At 50.9% G+C, this 18213-nt stretch carries 19 protein-coding genes; 10 read left to right on the top strand and 9 right to left on the bottom strand.

Annotated elements, in window-relative coordinates; translation table 11 throughout:
• Positions 1-64 precede the first annotated feature (64 nt).
• Positions 65-244, top strand: coding sequence for a hypothetical protein (locus tag IC617_RS00895; protein WP_191143097.1), 180 nt, complete (start codon positions 65-67; stop codon positions 242-244).
• 89 nt (positions 245-333) lie between these two features.
• Here the strand turns inward: IC617_RS00895 and hemE are convergent, their stop codons facing one another.
• Positions 334-1401: a uroporphyrinogen decarboxylase gene (hemE, locus tag IC617_RS00890; protein ID WP_191143096.1), complete on the bottom strand. Its 1068-nt coding sequence runs from the start codon at positions 1399-1401 to the stop codon at positions 334-336.
• Between the two features lie 513 nt (positions 1402-1914).
• Between hemE and rsd the strand changes: the two genes are divergently transcribed.
• Positions 1915-2370, top strand: coding sequence for a sigma D regulator (rsd, locus tag IC617_RS00885; protein WP_191143095.1), 456 nt, complete (start codon positions 1915-1917; stop codon positions 2368-2370).
• A 67-nt stretch (positions 2371-2437) separates the two neighbouring features.
• Here the strand turns inward: rsd and bamJ are convergent, their stop codons facing one another.
• Positions 2438-3253: a BamJ family beta-barrel-assembly machinery protein gene (gene bamJ / locus IC617_RS00880; protein ID WP_191143094.1), complete on the bottom strand. Its 816-nt coding sequence runs from the start codon at positions 3251-3253 to the stop codon at positions 2438-2440.
• 131 nt (positions 3254-3384) lie between these two features.
• On the opposite strand from bamJ, the gene IC617_RS00875 reads away from it, so the two are divergent.
• Positions 3385-4401, top strand: a complete 1017-nt coding sequence (locus IC617_RS00875) for a WD40 repeat domain-containing protein (protein WP_191143093.1) — start codon at positions 3385-3387, stop codon at positions 4399-4401.
• Positions 4402-4410: 9 nt separating this feature from the next.
• Positions 4411-4635 carry a SlyX family protein gene (locus IC617_RS00870; protein WP_191143092.1) on the top strand — a complete coding sequence of 75 codons (225 nt, stop codon included), beginning with the start codon at positions 4411-4413 and terminating at the stop codon, positions 4633-4635.
• Positions 4636-4659: 24 nt separating this feature from the next.
• Here IC617_RS00870 and IC617_RS00865 read toward each other — a convergent pair whose 3' ends face one another.
• Entirely contained in the window at positions 4660-4854 is a 195-nt protein-coding gene (locus IC617_RS00865; RefSeq protein ID WP_191143091.1) for a YheV family putative zinc ribbon protein, read from the bottom strand.
• 147 nt (positions 4855-5001) lie between these two features.
• Here IC617_RS00865 and IC617_RS00860 point away from each other — a divergent pair, with 147 nt between their 5' ends.
• The 4 genes from IC617_RS00860 (at position 5002) to IC617_RS00845 (ending at position 8728) form a co-directional block, all read left to right on the top strand.
• Positions 5002-6900: an ATP-binding cassette domain-containing protein gene (locus tag IC617_RS00860; protein ID WP_191143090.1), complete on the top strand. Its 1899-nt coding sequence runs from the start codon at positions 5002-5004 to the stop codon at positions 6898-6900.
• Between the two features lie 89 nt (positions 6901-6989).
• Complete coding sequence (locus IC617_RS00855; RefSeq protein WP_191143089.1) at positions 6990-7478, top strand: hypothetical protein; 489 nt, start codon at positions 6990-6992, stop codon at positions 7476-7478.
• Between the two features lie 79 nt (positions 7479-7557).
• Entirely contained in the window at positions 7558-7794 is a 237-nt protein-coding gene (locus tag IC617_RS00850; RefSeq protein ID WP_191143088.1) for a YheU family protein, read from the top strand.
• A gap of 55 nt (positions 7795-7849) precedes the next feature.
• Entirely contained in the window at positions 7850-8728 is an 879-nt protein-coding gene (locus tag IC617_RS00845) for a phosphoribulokinase (protein WP_087504176.1), read from the top strand.
• A 63-nt stretch (positions 8729-8791) separates the two neighbouring features.
• Here IC617_RS00845 and IC617_RS00840 read toward each other — a convergent pair whose 3' ends face one another.
• Positions 8792-10792, bottom strand: a complete 2001-nt coding sequence (locus IC617_RS00840) for a methyl-accepting chemotaxis protein (RefSeq protein WP_191143087.1) — start codon at positions 10790-10792, stop codon at positions 8792-8794.
• A 582-nt stretch (positions 10793-11374) separates the two neighbouring features.
• Here IC617_RS00840 and crp point away from each other — a divergent pair.
• Entirely contained in the window at positions 11375-12010 is a 636-nt protein-coding gene (gene crp, locus IC617_RS00835) for a cAMP-activated global transcriptional regulator CRP (RefSeq protein ID WP_087504174.1), read from the top strand.
• A 58-nt stretch (positions 12011-12068) separates the two neighbouring features.
• Positions 12069-12323, top strand: coding sequence for a hypothetical protein (locus IC617_RS00830; protein WP_191143086.1), 255 nt, complete (start codon positions 12069-12071; stop codon positions 12321-12323).
• Positions 12324-12340: 17 nt separating this feature from the next.
• Here the strand turns inward: IC617_RS00830 and IC617_RS00825 are convergent, their stop codons facing one another.
• The 5 genes from IC617_RS00825 to IC617_RS00805 form a co-directional block, all read right to left on the bottom strand.
• The gene (locus tag IC617_RS00825) at positions 12341-13147 is read right to left on the bottom strand and encodes a DUF1338 domain-containing protein (RefSeq protein ID WP_191143085.1); all 807 of its coding nucleotides are present in this window, start codon (positions 13145-13147) and stop codon (positions 12341-12343) included.
• 33 nt (positions 13148-13180) lie between these two features.
• Positions 13181-14665, bottom strand: a complete 1485-nt coding sequence (gene astD / locus IC617_RS00820) for a succinylglutamate-semialdehyde dehydrogenase (RefSeq protein ID WP_191143084.1) — start codon at positions 14663-14665, stop codon at positions 13181-13183.
• Between the two features lie 23 nt (positions 14666-14688).
• Positions 14689-15714, bottom strand: a complete 1026-nt coding sequence (astA, locus tag IC617_RS00815) for an arginine N-succinyltransferase (protein ID WP_191143083.1) — start codon at positions 15712-15714, stop codon at positions 14689-14691.
• 16 nt (positions 15715-15730) lie between these two features.
• On the bottom strand, positions 15731-16954 hold the full coding sequence (locus IC617_RS00810) for an aspartate aminotransferase family protein (protein ID WP_191143082.1): 1224 nt from the start codon (positions 16952-16954) through the stop codon (positions 15731-15733).
• Between the two features lie 197 nt (positions 16955-17151).
• Complete coding sequence (locus IC617_RS00805) at positions 17152-18180, bottom strand: hypothetical protein (RefSeq protein WP_191143081.1); 1029 nt, start codon at positions 18178-18180, stop codon at positions 17152-17154.
• Between the last annotated feature and the right edge of the window lie 33 nt (positions 18181-18213).

Genomic DNA, 18213 nt, shown 5'->3' with positions numbered 1-18213 from the left:
GATGACGTTAGCTTAGCGGGCGACTAATTTTTGCTCAATGTCTTTAGAAGGGAGTTTGAAGGCGATGACAACCTCGGAAGCATTTGCCCTACTTCGCGCTAACCCTAATTACGAAAGTATCTCCGACACGGTGCTGCAAGGCTTGATTGAATGCCTGCATCAAACCGAAGAAGCTGTCATTTCTGAATTGCAGTTACTGGGGCTGAAACGCCACCTGAAGGAATTTAAGCAGTACTACGCCTAGATTCCTCGCTGCACCAAGCGACTTGCAGAGCAATAAAAAAAGCAGCGTTAGCTGCTTTTTTTATTGTCGGCTGGCTGTCATCGGATGACTCAATCTTGGTGATACTGAGCGCTTTGCGCCTGCACCGCAGCGATGAATGCGCCAGCGTGTTCAGGATTGACATCAGGGTGAATGCCATGGCCCAAATTAAAGACATGACCACTGCCATGACCATAAGAAGCCAGTAGGCGACTCACTTCTTGCTCAATGGCAGGGATTGGCGCATAGAGCATTGATGGATCCATGTTGCCTTGCAGTGCCACTTTATCGCCAACGCGAGCACGGGCATCGCCCAATTCGGTTGTCCAGTCCAGTCCCAATGCATCACAGCCCGTTTCTGCCATATGCTCGAGCCACTGACCGCCGTTTTTAGTAAATAAGGTAACGGGCACGGTTCGGCCATCGGCCTGACGGACCAAACCATCGACAATTTTCTGCATGTATGCGAGTGAAAATTCGCGATAAGCAGGGCCTGATAACGAACCTCCCCAAGTATCAAAAATCATCAATGCTTGCGCACCCGCCTCAACTTGGGCATTCAAATAGCTGATCACCGAGTCGGCAACCGTATCGAGTAGTTGGTGCATAAGCTTTGGCTCACCGAAAGCCATCGCTTTAATCTTACTAAAGGTTTTGCTCGAACCGCCTTCAACCATGTAGGTCGCTAAAGTCCAGGGGCTACCCGAGAAGCCGATCAGTGGCACTTGGCCTTTTAATTCACGACGAATAGTGCTGACCGCATTCATCACATATTGCAGCTCTTGGTTGGGATCGGGCGCAGCCAACTTGGCAACGTCAGCCGCTGTGCGAACAGGGTTGCTAAATTTCGGCCCTTCGCCGGTTTCAAAGTACAAACCTAAGCCCATTGCATCTGGGATAGTTAGAATGTCTGAGAATAAAATGGCGGCATCAAGTGGAAAGCGGCGCAGTGGCTGCAAAGTCACTTCACAGGCTAATTCGGCATTCTTACAGAGCGACATAAAGTCGCCGGCTTCGGCTCGGGTAGCGCGATATTCTGGAAGGTATCGGCCGGCTTGACGCATCATCCAAATCGGGGTGCGATCCACTGGTTGCTTAAGTAAAGCTCTTAGGTATCGATCGTTTTCTAACTGGCTCATGTAGGGTCTTTTTTAGCTGAGGTTGCTGCGATTATATGTCTATTTTTTGTCGAATCGGAACCGCTAGGTAGAACTAAACGAAATTTGACTGCCGTTCCATCGAGTTTGAGCGCTCAAAAGTTAATCTGGAAAGCAAGTGAATAATGCGCAACCAGTGATGCCGGTAGTACTCAAAGAGACCGGTTACTTGATTAGTGTGAAGCCCTGCATAGTTTTGTGGTTATCTGGTTGAGACCAGCGAACGGCAGTGTTAAAAAGTGTCTCGAGCTAGCGAAAAACAACCAAGAAGCTCGTTAGAACGAGACTGTACCTTCGCAGATTAGGGCCTCACTTTTAGTGGGGCTTTTTTATTGCCTGAATTTCGTGATTACACTGTGATTGGCGCGATGATCTGGTCAGATCTTCGGGCATTTTCGTTTTACTCCTGCCATACTGCTGTCATTGCTTTGTGTAATACAAAAGAGCCATCAAACCTTGGCTCCCTGATGCCAAAAAATGTGCGGAGAATGACAAATGCTTACAAGACTGGAAAAGGCTCAGGCCGCCTGGGGTGGTGCTGACTCTGCCATTGACAAGTGGTTGGCTGACCGAGAAAGCGTCCTTGTTCAATATTGCAAACTCGCCGGGCTGAAGCCGTTCGAACACGAGCGCCAGTTACCCGATGCGGTGTCGTTAAAAGACTTTTGTGCTGGACTGCTGGACTATACCTCGGCGGGTCACTTTGAGATGTACGATAAGTTAGTGGATGAGGAAAACCCAGAGGCTAAGCAACTGGCGGCTAAGGTTTATCCCGGCATTAACGCCAGCACGGATATCGTGCTGAACTTCAATGATCGCTACGGTGAGGTCACCGCTGATGACGAACTAGCGTCGCTGGATGATGATTTAAGTCAGCTCGGGGAAGCATTATCACAGCGCTTTGAGTTAGAAGATTCACTGATCGAAAATCTCGCATCGGCTTCGGCTTAATACCGGTTCGTGTATCAATAAAAAAGGCGCCAACGGCGCCTTTTTAGTCTTGAGTCAAACCCACAATTTATTCTGCAGCAGCTTCTTTGGCCGCAGCATCTGGGTTGATTTCAATGAGCTCAACTTCAAATACGAGAGCAGAGTTGCCTGGGATGTTGGCACCGGCACCATGCTCGCCGTAGCCCAATTCTGATGGGATATACAGCTTGTATTTCGCACCAGGCTTCATCAGTTGCACGCCTTCGGTCCAACCAGGGATCACTTGATTGAGGAAGAACACTGCTGGCTCACCACGTTTGTGGCTGCTATCAAATTCAGTACCGTCAATCAGGGTGCCTGTGTAGTGCACTTTGACTTGATCGGTTGCCGCTGGTGAATCACCCTCGCCGGCTGCAATCACTTCATATTGCAAGCCAGACTCAGTCACAGTCACACCGTCTTTCTTGGCATTTTCCGCTAGGAAAGCTTCGCCTGCGGCTTTCGCTTCTGCCATTTTTGCTTGCTGCTCTTCTTGCGCTTTCGCTTGCAATGCTTGAACAGCAGTCATGCGTTCGCTTTCTAGTGCGGTTAGCACTTCTTGTAGCGCGGCTTCATCCAATTGGCTGGTGCCGTTGATGCCTGCAATGATGCCCTTTTCCAATTGGCCAGCATCCAGCTCGATGCCCAATTCTTTGTAGGCGTCAACCATGCGGATCATTTGTTGGCCCATGAAGGCACCTGTCGCATAAGATTGCTTCTCACGGTCTGAGGCAAAATTAGCTGCTGCGGCAACAGATTGCTCTGGAGCTGCTTCGGTTGCTGCTGGCGCTGCTGCTTTTTCTGAATTACAAGCGACAGTCAGCATAGCCGCTACCACTGCGGTGCCTAATGCAAGACGTTTCATTAAATAGATACTCCTGATTGTGTATCGTCATCACTCATTGATGACAAATATCTCGGTTATTCCAAGTGGCCAATAGCGAAACAAGATTACTAACGCTATCATGCCGTTAGGGCCAAAAAAATAGGGTTGCCATGAACCTTACGAACGCGCTCAAGCGCGCCTACTGCCAAGTTCGAGCTGTCGTCGTGCTGATCAGCATGGCCGCCTTGTTCAGTGGCTGTGATCGCATCAGTCAGCCAGCTGAACGTATTGAGCAAGCCGCAGAGGGTAGCTCTGCCGCCGCGTTATCTGCCGATGGCCGTTGGGCCATCCACGCCACCATTCACCATAACTTAGCGCTTTGGGACAATGAAACACAAGGGTTGCGCTACCAATGGCAATTGGGAGAGCAATCTAATCCGGTTTATCTGACCCGTTTTTCGCCAAATGGCAACTATGTCGTCACTGCTTCTGACCGCGAAATTGCGATTTGGTCAGTGACCAGCGGTGAATCCGTTGGCTGGTATACCATTCCTGATAGTCGCATTCGCGATATTGCCATTGATAATGAAGCAACCGGTATTCTCTACGGCCTTGCCGATGGTCGCGCGGTTTATCTTGAGCGCGAAAGCGGCCGGCGCCTCGAGTTCCTTGGTCATCAAGAAAAAATCAATGCGGTCGACTTGTCGGCCAATGGCCTTTATGCCATCACCGGCAGCAGCGACTATAGTGCCAAGCTCTGGAGTACTGAGACCGCGCAAATCATCCAACAGTTCAATCATCCAAGCCGAGTTACTCAAGTTCGTTTTGATCAGCAAGGTCGTTACGTGTTCACTGCCGATAGCCTCAAGCAAGCCCGAATTTGGCGTATACCCTCTGGTGATATGGTCAGTAACTTGAATTTCAAGTCTCGCCAGCAAGTATTCAGCGCAGCGCGGTTCTCAGCAGACGGTCAATGGCTAGCAACGGGATCGCCGTCACGCCAGTTGATCCTCTGGCATGTCGAAACGGGGCAAAAAATCGCCGATTGGCAAGTTGCCAAGCAAACCGATAATCGCTGGCGCAGCGCAGTGGTGTATGATGTCGCCTTTTCCGGCCGCTGGTTGTTCAGTGTTAGCTCATCTGGCTACACCGAAGCTTGGCCGTTGCCCCAACAAGCACTGCAATAAGGAAACCTGATGGTCGCCAATGACAACGCGTTACAGACTCGGATTGATGAGCTGGAATCCAAGCTGGCATTTCAGGAAATTACGATGAATGATTTGAATCAGGAGTTGAGCGCGCATCGTGAGCTCATTGATAAGCTTCAAGTTCAGGTCAAATTAATGTTCAGCCAGATCCACGACCTGAAAGGCTCGAACATGGCCAGTGAATCAGAAGAAACACCGCCACCACATTATTAACCGCAATATCAGTTAACCGCAATATCAGTCCTGATTCGGGTTGAACGTGGCAATTAACCCTGGTGTTTGATTGTCACTACCCGGCTCATGCTGCACATGTCCGCATTCGACGCATTCGACATAACTGGAATCGTCGGTCATCACCATTGCCAAACTATCTTGTTCGTTACATTTAGGGCAGCTAGCGCCAGCGATAAAGCGTCTGGTTGGTTTGCTCATGTGGTTTTCGATCGTTGATTGGTTGCTCTGTGCCGCCTAGTGTAACCAGCCCGCCGCGTTCTGCCCAGCTGAATTGGTTGGGCTTAGGACTAATGTCAGTTACCATTGGCGCCCTTCATTTTTAGTTTGTAGCGCGGAGTAACCCTGATGATCCAATGTCAGGAAATCGAATTAATGCGCGGTCACAAAGTACTGTTGACCGATGCGAACCTGCATATTCCCGACGGTCACAAAGTTGGCCTAGTGGGCAGCAATGGCTGTGGCAAGTCGAGCTTGTTCGCGTTACTACTAGGTAAGCTGGAAACCAGCAAAGGTGATTTCAGTATCACACCGGGTTGGCGCATTGGTCATGTCGCCCAGGAAACGCCGGCGCTGCCAATATCGGCGTTGGATTACGTCATTGCTGGTGACCGCGAATACCAACAACTGGCCGATGAGCTTGCCGCCGCCGAGCAGTCGCACGATGGCGCCAAGCAAGCGGAACTCCATGGCAAAATGGCGGCCATTGATGGCTATAGTATTCACGCCAGAGCTGGCGCCATGTTATCTGGCTTGGGATTTAGCCACGAGCAACAACAGCGTCCTGTGAGTGATTTCTCCGGCGGTTGGCGGATGCGATTGAACTTGGCTCAGGCGTTGATTTGTCGTGCCGATTTATTGTTGCTCGATGAGCCGACCAACCACTTAGATTTAGAAGCGGTGTTATGGCTTGAAAGTTGGCTGCAACGTTTTGATGGCACCTTGCTGATGATTAGCCACGACCGGACCTTTTTGGATAACGTTGTTGGCCAGATTGCCCATATCGATCAAGCGACCATTACCAGCTATTCGGGTAATTACAGCAGCTTTGAGCGGCAGCGGGCTGAGCGCTTTGCCCAGCAAGCTGCGGTGTTTGAAAAGCAGCAACGTCAGCGAGCGCACTTACAGTCTTACATTGATCGCTTCCGTGCCAAAGCCACTAAGGCCCGCCAAGCCCAGAGTCGGATCAAAGCATTGGAGCGTCTTGAAGCCAGCGCCCCAGCCCATGTTGGCAGCCCATTTTCATTTTCCATTCCAAGCCCTTCCCACCTACCCAATCCGTTGGTGACTCTGGAGCAAGCTGATTTGGGCTATGGCGACAATACAATCCTGCAGCAGGTCAATGTGTCATTAGTGCCGGGCTCTCGAGTGGGTTTGATTGGTCCCAACGGCGCCGGCAAAAGTACCTTGATCAAAGCGCTGGCAGGCTCGTTGGCCGTGCTGAGTGGTGAGCAGGCCACCAGCTCGAAATTAACCGTCGGCTACTTTGCCCAGCACCAGCTCGAGCAGGTCAATGGGGAGCAATCGCCGCTGCAAGCCCTGATGGCAATGAGTCCGGAACAAACCGAGCAGAACTTGCGGAATTATCTGGGTGGCTTCAACTTCCATGGTGATGATGCGCTGCGACAACTGGCCAGCATGTCCGGCGGTGAAAAAGCGCGCGCGGTGTTGGCGATGATCTGTTGGCAAAAGCCCAACTTACTGTTGCTCGATGAGCCAACCAACCACTTGGATCTGGAAATGCGCCACGCCCTTGAATTGGCGTTGCAAGGCTATGAGGGAGCATTGCTGGTGGTCTCGCACGACCGCGATTTGATTGCTTCAACCACGGATGAGCTTTGGCTGGTTGCCAACGGCCAAGTGCAGCCTTACCAAGGTGATTTGGGCGACTATCAAAAACTGATTCAACAACCCGATACTGACACGGCCTCCGATAAGCCTTCGGTATCGCAAAACCGCAAAGACCAAAAGCGCCGTGATGCTGAGTTCCGACAGCAAACTCGACCATTGCGACAGGCCATCGAGCGCCACGAAAAAGCAATGGAGAAGTTGACTGACGAGGTGGCCGAGTTGGAGCAGCAACTTGCTGATCCGGCCATTTATGATGATGCCAACAAGGCAAAGTTAACGCAATTGATTGAGCAACGGGCTAAAAGTCAAAAACAGCTGGATCAGCACGAGGAGCAATGGCTGACCGCTAGTGCAGAATTAGAGCAGTTAAGTGAGCAGCATGCAGGTGAGGTTTGATCGTTTTTTAGCCAAATTTGTGCTAGTTGAAGGAACCTTTTCTATACTTGAAAGTCGAATTGGCACAAACCTGCAGTTTAGGAGTTATCATGACCAGCATTTCATCAGCGAGTAGCGCCGCTTTATACACGCAACAACAAACTGCTGCGACTAATCGTCAGCAACCTGCTGTGACCCCAGAGCGCCCTCAGGTCGAAAACCCTATTGTTGGAATTCCAGAAAACGAGCGCCCGCAGCTCAGCCCTGAGCAGCAGCGTGAGTTGATTGATCGCGTTGAGGCGCGGCAAAATGAGATCGCTCAACGTGAGCAAAATGTGCAGGACGCCAAGCGTCAAGCTGCCACTTCGGTTGCCGATTATAACCAGACCCAGCGAGTTATTGACGCTTACGTCACTTCGGCAACCAATGGTGAGTCGTCGCGCGACAGCAATACGATTAGCCCAGATGACATTCAAGTGACCGAGCAGCAATATCGCATTGCCAGCGGCAACCAAACGCCAACATCGCTCTACAATGCAACGCAGCAAGGTTCTGAGGCCAATCCTACATTGGGCCAGATTATTGACAATCAAATTTAAACGGCCGGCGATATTGCTATCGCTGCGCCTGACAATCGGGTAGTGTTGTTGCTGGTTCATCACTACCCGTTTTCATTTCATGCAGATCCCCATCGATCAACTCAATTCTGAAACGCTTTATGCCATTGCTGAATCTTTCGTGCTGCGTGAGGGTACCGATTATGGCGATGAAGAAGCGTCATTGACCGACAAGGTGGAACAAGTCCTCGAGCAACTGCGGCAAGGCTCCGCGGTGCTGCTCTACTCCGAGTTGCATGAGAGCGTTGATATTATTCCTGCTGAGCAACTCAAAGCTCAGCAATCATTGGACACTTGATTTCCCTTGTTGCGCTGTCAACAATAAAGCCTGACTCTCGACCACAAGGCCTCCTATGTCGGTTAAACACCCCATTATTGCCATCACCGGTTCTTCTGGCGCTGGCACCACCACCACCAGTACCGCTTTTGAGCACATGTTTCGGCATCGCAACATCAACGCGGCGTTAGTGGAAGGCGACAGCTTTCACCGATATTCTCGCGCCGAAATGGATATGGCGATCCGCAAAGCGCAAGAACAAGGCAAACACATTAGCTATTTTGGTCCGGAAGCAAATGATTTCGGCCAACTGGAAACATTTTTCAAAAGCTATGGCGACAGTGGCATGGGGCAGGTGCGGCGTTACTTGCACAGCTTTGACGAAGCGGTGCCGTATAACCAGATGCCGGGAACATTCACGCCGTGGGAAGATTTACCCGAAGATACCGATTTACTTTATTACGAAGGGCTTCATGGTGGCGTGGTGACCGAGCAGCACAATGTTGCTCAGCATGTTGACTTGCTGGTGGGCATGGTGCCGATTATTAACCTCGAGTGGACCCAGAAAATCATTCGCGATACCACCGAGCGGGGCCATTCGCGAGAGGCCGTCACCCAGTCTATTTTGCGCAGTATGGAAGATTACGTGCGTTACATTACACCGCAGTTTTCACGCACTCATATCAACTTTCAGCGGGTGCCAACGGTGGATACTTCAAACCCGTTCGCAGCCAAGAATATTCCATCGCTGGATGAGAGTTTTGTGGTGATCCGCTTTCAGGAAACCCGCGGCATCGACTTCCCTTACTTGCTGCAGATGATCGATGGTTCGTTCATGTCACGACTGAATGTATTGGTGGTGCCTGGCGGCAAAATGGGCTTTGCCATGGAGCTCATCTTAACGCCATTGCTTGATGAGTTATTGGAAAAGAAACGTCAGGCAATGGAATATTAAGGGGCTTATCCTCAACCACAAAAAAACGGCCACTTGGGCCGTTTTTGCTTTCTGCAGTTGGCGTTATACCTTGTAGTGCGAGACCAGCTGTTGCTGTTCTTCGGCCATGGTTGCCTGTTGTTCGCTGGCATTGCTGACTTGACTAATTAATTGCGAGTTAGCATCGGCAGTATCACTGACTTCATTGACGGTTCGAGTCATGTCTTGTGAGGTGACGCGCTGCTCTTCTGTCGCAGCACTGATTTGTGCGGCCATATCGGTGATCTGAGAAACCGCAGCTTGAATGGTGCCCATGGCGCTGTCGGCATCGGAAACTTTCTCTAGGTTGCGTTCCATGCTGTTCTGCGCATCACGCACCACTTTACCGGCACCATCAATACTCTGTTGCAAGTTTTCAATGCGCTGTTGAATTTCCGTGGTTGATTCAGCGGTGCGTTGCGCCAAATGACGCACTTCGTCAGCTACAACGGCAAAACCGCGCCCTTGCTCGCCGGCTCGTGCAGCCTCAATGGCTGCGTTTAGGGCCAGCAAGTTGGTTTGTTCTGCGATGCCGCGGATCACACTTAAAATGTCACCGATTTGTTCGCTGTAGTGTTCCACATCGCGGATCCGCTCAACACTGCTTTCCAGCTCGCCAGAAACCACATTGGTACTCTGGATGGTTTGAGCCATGATTTCGCTGCCCAAGGTTGCCGATTTCTCAACACTGGCAACTTGCTCGGCGGTATCACAAGCCAGTTGCGCGACTTCGGCAAATGATGCCTCCATCTCGACCATGGCGGTGGCGAGCATGGCAATGTTTTGCGACTGGCTCATTTGCCGTTGTTCGGCGTCGGTACACAAATGGCTATTGCTCTGGGCCAACTCGCTCAGACGTGCCGAGGTGGCAGAAATTTCACTGAGCGAGCGCTGCATGCGCTCGGCGAGTTGGTTGACGTCATCACCAATGACACCAAACTCATCGGCTGCGGTGTAGTTTGAGCGGGCCGTCATGTCGCCGTTGCTTAAATCTTCCAGCGCGCCACCAACATTGCGAACAGCGCGGCGCAGCAATTGGCTGATACGGAAGCCTACCAGTAAGCCAATCGCTACCGACGCGAGTACGGCAATTACTGTGATGCTAATGCCACGAACGTATTGTTTAGCGACACTGGCGGATGCTTTGTCAACGCGGCCATCGGCTTCTGCGATCAGCTGTTTGATGGCATCGCCAGCTTGTTGTTGAAGCTCAAATAAACGTTGTTTGTGTTGGGTATTTTTGTCGCGCATTTCAACCAGCTGTTGGAACTGACCAAACGCGCCACCTTGGGATAACACAATGTCTTTCTTAATGGCTTGCCATCTCGGTTCAAATTCGGCTTTGTAGTCGGTTCGTGAGTCCTGATAAATGGCCATTTCATCCATTAGGTTATTGAACTTTTCGTCGAGCACTGGGGCTAGCTTCTCGATTCGGCCACCGGTAAAGCTAATGGATTTTTGATTGGCCGCGTTCACTGCTTTCATCAGTAACACTTCCGACTGCTCGAACGGGTTGAGCAATTCATTGAAGCTCCAGCGAACGTAGTCGTCCCCTATTTCATAACTTTTGGCTAGCAGATGCTGTTTGAAGCGCGCCATTTCTAACAGCATGCCCCGAATTGCTTCGGAATTTTTCTTTTCTAGCTCAATTTGCTTGCCGTGCTCGCCAAGCATAAGTTCAGAAATACGTTGCAACTCGGGCAAGGTTGTTTGCAGGCTGGTGAGCAGTTCACTGCTACCTTGCTGCGAGAGTTGCTCAAGCTCTTGTTCGGCTTGCTCACTGGCCGTGTCGTAGGAGGCTTTTGACTGTTCGAGCATTTCTACGGTGTTTTCAGCCAGCGCATCCGAGACGACTTGGTTACTGGTTTGAAGCAAGCTATAAAAGCTATAGCCGGATTTCAGGCTCGGAATTTCTTCGCGGGCAATTTGCTCTACGCCATCGTTGAAGCGTGACAGGAGGTAGTAATTCACCAAACCTGTCAGGATCAAAATAAGTACCAGTACACCAAAACTCAGGTAGGTGCGCTGAATAAACGTCATATTCATGATTTATTGCCTTTCAACCAATATACCCCGACGTCATCAAGTTGACGTATTTGCAATACTTTTCCGATTACAGAGGAAGCTTAGTACAGAAGTAAATATTCGCTTTTTTTGAGTCAGGAACTGAGAACTAACTAACTCATTTAAAGACGATTCTGAAATTAGTCGGCAGATTGTTCAATGAAATGAAGTAGTGCTTTGTAATAGTGTGAACTGAGGCCTGTAAAAACCGGTTTCCCGATTTTGCCCGCTTACAACGCCTTAACTTAAAGGTACGTTGTGCTAGCAATTTGCTCACGGAAAATAAGAGTAAAAACTCTATTCTTGGCGTTATTTTTAACGCGATACACAGAATAGAGCGCTGCTTGCGTGCTTTTCACTCGTGTTTATTAAGGTTTTATGCGGATCGGTTAATTAAGTGACAATTTAATCAACTTTTTCCAGCTTTTAGGCTGGTTTGCTGATGAATAACTGTGATAGTTTTAGTGGCTAGGCGAGCCATGGTTCACTAGTCGTTATCTTGATGCATGAAGCACAAATGATGGCGGCGCTCGGGGGAAACCATCAAAATTATAAGGAGCTCATATGGCCATTATTGCGAAACCACAACCGGATCCAACCTTGGAGTGGTTCCTATCTCATTGTCATATTCACAAGTATCCAGCAAAAAGCACACTTATCCACGCAGGTGAAAAAGCCGATACGCTTTACTACATCATCAAAGGTTCAGTTGCCGTTCTGATTAAGGATGAAGAAGGCAAAGAAATGATCCTGTCTTACCTTAACCAAGGCGACTTTATTGGTGAACTCGGTTTGTTTGAGGAAGAGCCAGAGCGTACCGCTTGGGTTCGAGCCAAAGCGGCGTGCGAAGTTGCTGAAATTTCTTACAAGAAATTCCGTCAGTTGATTCAAGTCAATCCAGAAATTCTGATGCGCTTATCATCGCAGATGGCGCGCCGTCTGCAGAGCACTAGCCAGAAAGTAGGTAACTTGGCGTTCTTGGATGTGGCAGGTCGAATTGCACAGACTTTGCTGCACCTTGCTAAACAACCAGATGCCATGACGCACCCAGATGGCATGCAAATTAAGATCACGCGTCAGGAAATCGGCCAGATTGTTGGTTGTTCGCGTGAAACCGTTGGCCGGATCTTGAAGATGCTCGAAGAGCAAGAGCTGATCCATGCCCATGGTAAAACTATCGTGGTGTTTGGCACTCGCTAAAGGCTTCTGATAAAACACCCGCTCCGGCGGGTGTTTTTCTATTTGTGGAGTACTGCGAATGCAGATCGTGCTGGCGTTTTTATTGCTTGCGCCGTTGATTGCATCGGCGACTCAACAGCAAGGCATGCCATTTCGGACCTTTGCTGTTCATTTACCATTGTCTTTATTGGCGGGTTTTGGTGCCGCTTATCCTGCTAGTTTGATGGTCAACGAAGCGGCAATTGTTGTTGGCTACCTTGCCTACTATCTCGCCTTTTATTTGTTTGACCAACCCTTTCGCAATCTCATCAAGCAATATTTATCGCGGCGCTGATTGTTGTCGGCGCTCAGTTACGACTGATGGGTCGATTCAAAAATCTTATCGGCCGATGCGGCAACAAAACCCGAATATAAGGTACCGTCTGCCTTTGGGTAGCGCTTGGCAAATTCGTAGAAGCAACTGGCAATGGTCAATTCGCCATCACTAAATTGACAAATGGCTTGGTCTGCCATGGTGCTGGATTGTTCGAGTAAATCAGCACGCGAACCCTTGATCAAACCGCCACTACTATTGAGCACGAAGCCGGCTTCCTGCAATCGGTTATTGACCGCAGCAAGTGGCGGATTGTCGGGTAATTGGTTAACGCTGACGGTAAAATGATTGGCACGATACCCCCAAGCAGCAAGCCAGCCGGCGTATTCACTTTCTGCGATCAGTTGCTGATATTGCGCCGTAGACACCTGCCATGGCCGCCCGCTATGAACCCAGCTATGGCTTGCTGTCATCTCGGGACTAAGCTGATTCACCAATCCGGCGACGATTTGCTGTAATTGCGCTGAGCATTGTTCAACTAACAATTCGCTAATAAAGACTTTTGGTGCGAGCGGATCAGGATGCTCATAATGCTTTGCGCGCAGTTTTTTGGCATTGAACTGATAATCGCCTTTGGCTTGATAACCCAGTGCTTCAAAGGGCGCGGCCAATGCTTCGAGCTGCACCGGCGAACTGTTGAAGGTGCGCAGGGCAATGTGGTCATTGTTAATGGTGCCATCGTGACTGAGCAATTGATGAATCGCCAATGCCGACGGAGTCACTTCGAGATACTGCTGCCACAGGGCGTCAAATAGCGGTTGCCAGTTGGGTGTTGCAGTGCTCATGTCGGCACCTCCTTTGCGATTAGAAAGTCACAATCAGAACGTTAAACCTGGGCTTAATGTCGCTGGTAATTGGCAGCTGTCGGCTTCCACCGAAGCAACTGGGTAGGCACAGTAATCTGCCGCATAGTAGGCGCTTGCACGGTGGTTGCCGCTGTCGCCAATACCACCAAAGGGCGCTGCCGAGCTGGCGCCGGTAATGGGGCGGTTCCAGTTGACGATACCCGCTCGAATGTGGCGGAAAAATAGCTCGTACAGATCGCCATCATCAGCCAGCAAGCCTGCTGACAGGCCGAAGCGGGTGTTGTTGGCAATACTCAGCGCTTGTTCAAAATCGTGGTAACGATAGACTTGCAGCAGGGGCCCGAAGTACTCTTCATCTGGGCAATCTGCGACTTCGCTGACGTCAATAATTGCCGGACTAATAAAGGCATCGCCGAGCGCAAGGCGCTCGCCTTTGAGCAGCGCTTTGCCGCCTAAATTCAACAAATTATCCTGTGCAGCTAATACTGCATCGGCAGCCTGAACTGAGATCACGCAGCCCATGAAGGGTTGGCTCTCAGCATCATGGCGATCGACCACAAGCTGCTGGCAGACCTCCACTAAACGAGCCAATATGGCATCGCCTTGGCTATTACTGGGTAACAGCAAACGACGGGCACAAGTGCAACGCTGGCCGGCTGAGATAAATGCCGATTGCACGATGTCGTGCACTGCCGCATCAATGTCATTAACATCGGCGACGATAAGTGGGTTATTACCGCCCATTTCCAGCGCCAGAATCTTGCCCGGCTGAGCGGCAAATTGTTCGTGGATCTTGTGACCAGTGCTGGAGCTGCCGGTAAAGAATAAACCGTCAATGGCAGGGTGTTGGGCAATGGCTTTGCCGGTGGCGACAGCGCCTTGCAGCAGATTTAATACGCCGTTGGGGATGCCGGCTTGCTGCCAGAGCTTGACGTAGTATTCGGCAACCGCAGGGGTTTGTTCGCTGGGCTTGTAAACAATGGTGTTGCCAGCAATTAATGCTGGAATGATATGGCCGTTGGGTAGGTGGCCAGGAAAGTTATAGGCGCCGAAGACTGCCACCACACCATGTGGTTTGTGGCGCAAGTGGGCTTTGCCCACAGGCATATCGGAGCTGCGCGAGCCGGTGCGCTCGTCATACGCTTGTTTAGAAATAGCGACCTTACCAATCATCGCCGCCGCTTCGGTGGCGCTTTCCCATTGTGGTTTGCCGGTTTCCAGAGCGATCAGTTGGCCCAGCGCTACTTTGTGCTCGGTGAGTAATTCAGCAAATCGATCAATCACAGCTAATCGCTCTGCCACAGTGCGGTTGGCCCAATCATAACTGGCTGTTCGCGCTGCTTGCATGGCGGCATCGACTTGTTCAGTTGTGGCGCAATAACCGGCAAGGACTTGCTGCTCATTGGAAGGACTAATCGATGCTAGGGGCTGCCCTTGGCCCTGCTGCCATTGGCCATTAATAAACGATTGGCCGGTGATTTGAATAGTGTCCGACATGGTAGCAAACCTCTGGTTGGTAGTTATTGACTGCTAGGAATGGCAACGCAACGGGCGGCGTCGCCATCGGAAAGGCCGAGAATGCTGGCTTGCTCGGCGTCGAGATATAACTCACCATCATGCAGGTGAGCGCGGACCAATCCGGCACGATAGTTCGACAGCTGGGTATTGGCGAGTAAGTAGTCCACTGGCGTCGCAGCCAATTCACCGATGCGGATAATGACCGACTGACTCTGACGAACTGTTTCGATTTGATCGAGTGGGCATTCCACCGTTGGCCCAGCATCAAAAATGTCGACATAGTCTTTGAAGCGGAAGCCTTCTTTTTTCAGCATGGCGATGGCAGGCTCGGTCGCGGGATGAACCTGACCGATCACGTCTTGCGCTTGTGCTGACAGCAAATTCACGTAAATCGGGTATTTCGGCATCAGTTCGGCAATAAAGCGCTTTTCACCAATGCCGGTAAGATAATCGGCGGTGGGAAAATCCAGATCGAAAAAGTGTTCTTGCAGCCATTGCCAGAACGGCGAGCGACCTTCTTCGTCAGAGACGCCGCGCATTTCAGCGATCACTGTTTCGCCAAACCGTTCTGGGTGGCTGGCCATAAACAGAAAACGACTTTTTGCCAGTAAACGGCCGTTGCCACCGATGCGGTGACTGGTTTTTAAAAACAGCGTGCAAAGCTCGGCGGCGCCGGTGTAGTCATTGCACAGGCTGAGTGTCTTGACGGTTTTGTGAATGCCGAGTTCGGGCGATGAGTGGACCACGCTGCCGAGTCGATAATGATAAAAGGCATCGGACAAACCGACCGATGCCTCAATACCGGCGGTACCGACCACTTCGCCAGTGGTGGTATCTTCGGCGACAAACAAATAGCCCTGATCGCCTGGCTGATCGGTGTCGGCAGCAAATGAATTGACCGAGCGATGAATTTTCGCTCGCAGCAAATCATCATTTTGTGGCAACGAAGTGAAACCTATGCCGGATTGCTCTGCGATCGTTTGTAACGCTGAAAAGTCTTTTTTCTCAATCGGTCGGACAATTAGCATGGTGTCACTCCTTGGCTTATTCGCTCGACTGGCAAACTTTAGCGACGGCTCGCTCAAGTGCGTCCATGCCTTCGGCGACTTCTGATTCAGTGATGTTCAGGGCTGGCGCAAAACGCAGCACATTGGGGCCGGCAACCAGCATCATCAATCCTTCGGCAACCGCCGCAGTCAGAAAATCTCGCGCTTTGCCTTGGTACTTGTCGTTCATTACCGCGCCCAGCAGCAAGCCTTTACCACGAACTTCGGCAAACACCTGATACTTGTCGTTGATGTCGGCCAAACGCTGGCGGATTTGCGCTTCGGCGGCGCTGACATTGGCCATCATTTCCGGCGTATTCACTTCATTGAGCACGGCTGAGGCAACGGCGCATGCCATCGGGTTGCCGCCATAAGTGGAGCCATGGGTACCGACTTTCAGGCTGGCTGCGATGTCGCTGCGGGTGAGCATGGCGGCGACAGGAAAACCGCCACCCAGTGATTTGGCTGAGGTTAGGATGTCAGGGACAACCGGCGAATTCATGTACGCAAACAAGGCGCCGGTCCGGCCAACACCGGTTTGTACTTCATCGAAAATAAGCAAGGCATTGTGCTTGTCACACAGGGCGCGAACGCCGGCCAAGTATTCGTCGGTGGCCGGAATGACGCCACCTTCACCCTGCATCGGCTCAATCATCACGGCACAGGTGCGATCGGAAATCAGCGCTTCGAGTGCGGCTAAGTCGTTGTAGGCGATATGCTCAATGGCGCCAGGTTTTGGTCCGAAGCCATCGGAATAAGCGGCCTGACCGCCGACACTGACGGTGAAGAATGTGCGGCCATGAAAGCCGTGATGGCAGGCAATGATTTGATCTTTTTGCTCGCCATAATGCTCATTGGCGTAGCGCCGAGCCAGCTTCAGTGCCGCCTCGTTGGCTTCTGCGCCTGAGTTGGCGAAGAACACTTTTTCGGCAAATGTCGCATCGATTAATTGTTTGGCTAGGGTTAGTGCCGGCTCGTTGGTATAGACGTTACTCACATGCCATAGTTTGCTGGCTTGCTCTTGCAATGTGCTGACCAGCGCTGGGTGACAGTGACCGAGGCAGTTCACGGCGATGCCGCCAGCAAAATCGATGTATTCCTTGCCTTCTTGATCCCAAACGCGAGAGCCTTCGCCGCGGACCGGAATCATCGCTGCCGGTGCGTAGTTCGGTGCCATTACCTGATCGAAGGTTTGCCGAGTGATCTGTTCTGTTTGGTTCATGCTAGCTTCCTTTTCAGTTGTGCCCAGCAAGGATAATGAGGCCTTCAGCCGAAGTGATAGTCATTATCTTCAAGGCGATCGAGATTGTACAATTTTGAATAAAAATTAAATTTTTATTCATAAAGTGAATATAAAACTGCATTCAAATGCATATTTGATGCATGGCTTAAGAAATGTTTCGACTTTTGTTGAACTATTTATCGTCGTCGCAAGCGCGATAATTCGGCCATTTCATCCTCGCTCAATGACAGATCAGCAAGTAATGAGTGGCTTTGATGTGGGGTGAGAGCGCAGGCGTCATTGAGCCAGCGGTATTGGCAGTAGCCTCTGGCCTGACGCAGTATTTGGCCGAGTTCGGAGAGTTGATCAACGGGTAAATCAGCATCGGCTTCGCGAGTGATTGAAGCCAAAATCCGGCCGGTGGCGCCAAGCTCATTGAGCAATGCGTGTTGCAATGCCGACGAGCGCGCCAGATGGCTGGCTAATATCGAAACCGGAGGCCGAATGCTATTGATTTGGTCGTACACTTGTTTTTGTGCCGTCTTGCGCGATTTCTCGAGCGCGGCTTTGATCTGGTTATCAAATAAATGAACAAAGCTTTGGCTAATGGCTAGCGGAGCCAGCCCTTGAATCAGCGCCGCCAGTGAGGACAGTGCAGGGCATTGCTCGCGCTGTGTAGCCAGCAAACTGGCGCATTGTGCCATTTCTTGAGACCACTCGAGGATCCGCCGATTCATCAATTGGCAAAAGGGGACTTTGCGGCCAGCAGCTTGGATCATGCCAAATTCAACCAGCCGCCGAGCGAGCATTTTACCGTCAAACTGCTCCAGTGCTTGGTTCAACGAACTGACATACTCTGGCGCCATGCCGGTCACCTGCCGAAAACGTGGTGCATTGACCCATTGCAGTAGCTCTTTAGCAACCCAGCTTTCACTATTGATGGTACGCCGCAGCGGATCATCGGTATCAGATTGATCGAGTACTAAATCGAGCATTTCGGGCAGTTGCTCGCCCATGGTCAGGCGCACAAACAGCATCCGCTTGGGATTGTCGTACGATTGGTTTAAAGCAAGCTCTAAATGTTCGGCAAGGCGGTTGGCGATGGCAGAAGGTGTGTGACCCTGCTGTTGATTACTGAACCAAGTAAATTGCTGACGCACCAGATGATCAAAGAACAATCCCTGATTGTCGGTCTGGTCGGAAAAAGATGTCGCGGAGGTACTCATGTTCGATACTGCTGCAACTCACTGGTTTTTTAT

Origin of the sequence: Neiella litorisoli, assembly GCF_014773395.1 — a bacterium.
Lineage (GTDB): Bacteria > Pseudomonadota > Gammaproteobacteria > Enterobacterales > Neiellaceae > Neiella > Neiella litorisoli.
Note: the sequence above shows the minus strand (reverse complement) of the source record. Positions and strands in the feature narration are given on the sequence as shown.

Coding starts and splice junctions, on each gene's coding strand:
- IC617_RS00895 (WP_191143097.1), top strand. CDS start 65: ATGACAACCTCGGAAGCATTTGCCCTACTTCGCGCTAACCCTAATTAC.
- hemE (WP_191143096.1), bottom strand. CDS start 1,401: ATGAGCCAGTTAGAAAACGATCGATACCTAAGAGCTTTACTTAAGCAA.
- rsd (WP_191143095.1), top strand. CDS start 1,915: ATGCTTACAAGACTGGAAAAGGCTCAGGCCGCCTGGGGTGGTGCTGAC.
- bamJ (WP_191143094.1), bottom strand. CDS start 3,253: ATGAAACGTCTTGCATTAGGCACCGCAGTGGTAGCGGCTATGCTGACT.
- IC617_RS00875 (WP_191143093.1), top strand. CDS start 3,385: ATGAACCTTACGAACGCGCTCAAGCGCGCCTACTGCCAAGTTCGAGCT.
- IC617_RS00870 (WP_191143092.1), top strand. CDS start 4,411: ATGGTCGCCAATGACAACGCGTTACAGACTCGGATTGATGAGCTGGAA.
- IC617_RS00865 (WP_191143091.1), bottom strand. CDS start 4,854: ATGAGCAAACCAACCAGACGCTTTATCGCTGGCGCTAGCTGCCCTAAA.
- IC617_RS00860 (WP_191143090.1), top strand. CDS start 5,002: ATGATCCAATGTCAGGAAATCGAATTAATGCGCGGTCACAAAGTACTG.
- IC617_RS00855 (WP_191143089.1), top strand. CDS start 6,990: ATGACCAGCATTTCATCAGCGAGTAGCGCCGCTTTATACACGCAACAA.
- IC617_RS00850 (WP_191143088.1), top strand. CDS start 7,558: ATGCAGATCCCCATCGATCAACTCAATTCTGAAACGCTTTATGCCATT.
- IC617_RS00845 (WP_087504176.1), top strand. CDS start 7,850: ATGTCGGTTAAACACCCCATTATTGCCATCACCGGTTCTTCTGGCGCT.
- IC617_RS00840 (WP_191143087.1), bottom strand. CDS start 10,792: ATGAATATGACGTTTATTCAGCGCACCTACCTGAGTTTTGGTGTACTG.
- crp (WP_087504174.1), top strand. CDS start 11,375: ATGGCCATTATTGCGAAACCACAACCGGATCCAACCTTGGAGTGGTTC.
- IC617_RS00830 (WP_191143086.1), top strand. CDS start 12,069: ATGCAGATCGTGCTGGCGTTTTTATTGCTTGCGCCGTTGATTGCATCG.
- IC617_RS00825 (WP_191143085.1), bottom strand. CDS start 13,147: ATGAGCACTGCAACACCCAACTGGCAACCGCTATTTGACGCCCTGTGG.
- astD (WP_191143084.1), bottom strand. CDS start 14,665: ATGTCGGACACTATTCAAATCACCGGCCAATCGTTTATTAATGGCCAA.
- astA (WP_191143083.1), bottom strand. CDS start 15,714: ATGCTAATTGTCCGACCGATTGAGAAAAAAGACTTTTCAGCGTTACAA.
- IC617_RS00810 (WP_191143082.1), bottom strand. CDS start 16,954: ATGAACCAAACAGAACAGATCACTCGGCAAACCTTCGATCAGGTAATG.
- IC617_RS00805 (WP_191143081.1), bottom strand. CDS start 18,180: ATGAGTACCTCCGCGACATCTTTTTCCGACCAGACCGACAATCAGGGA.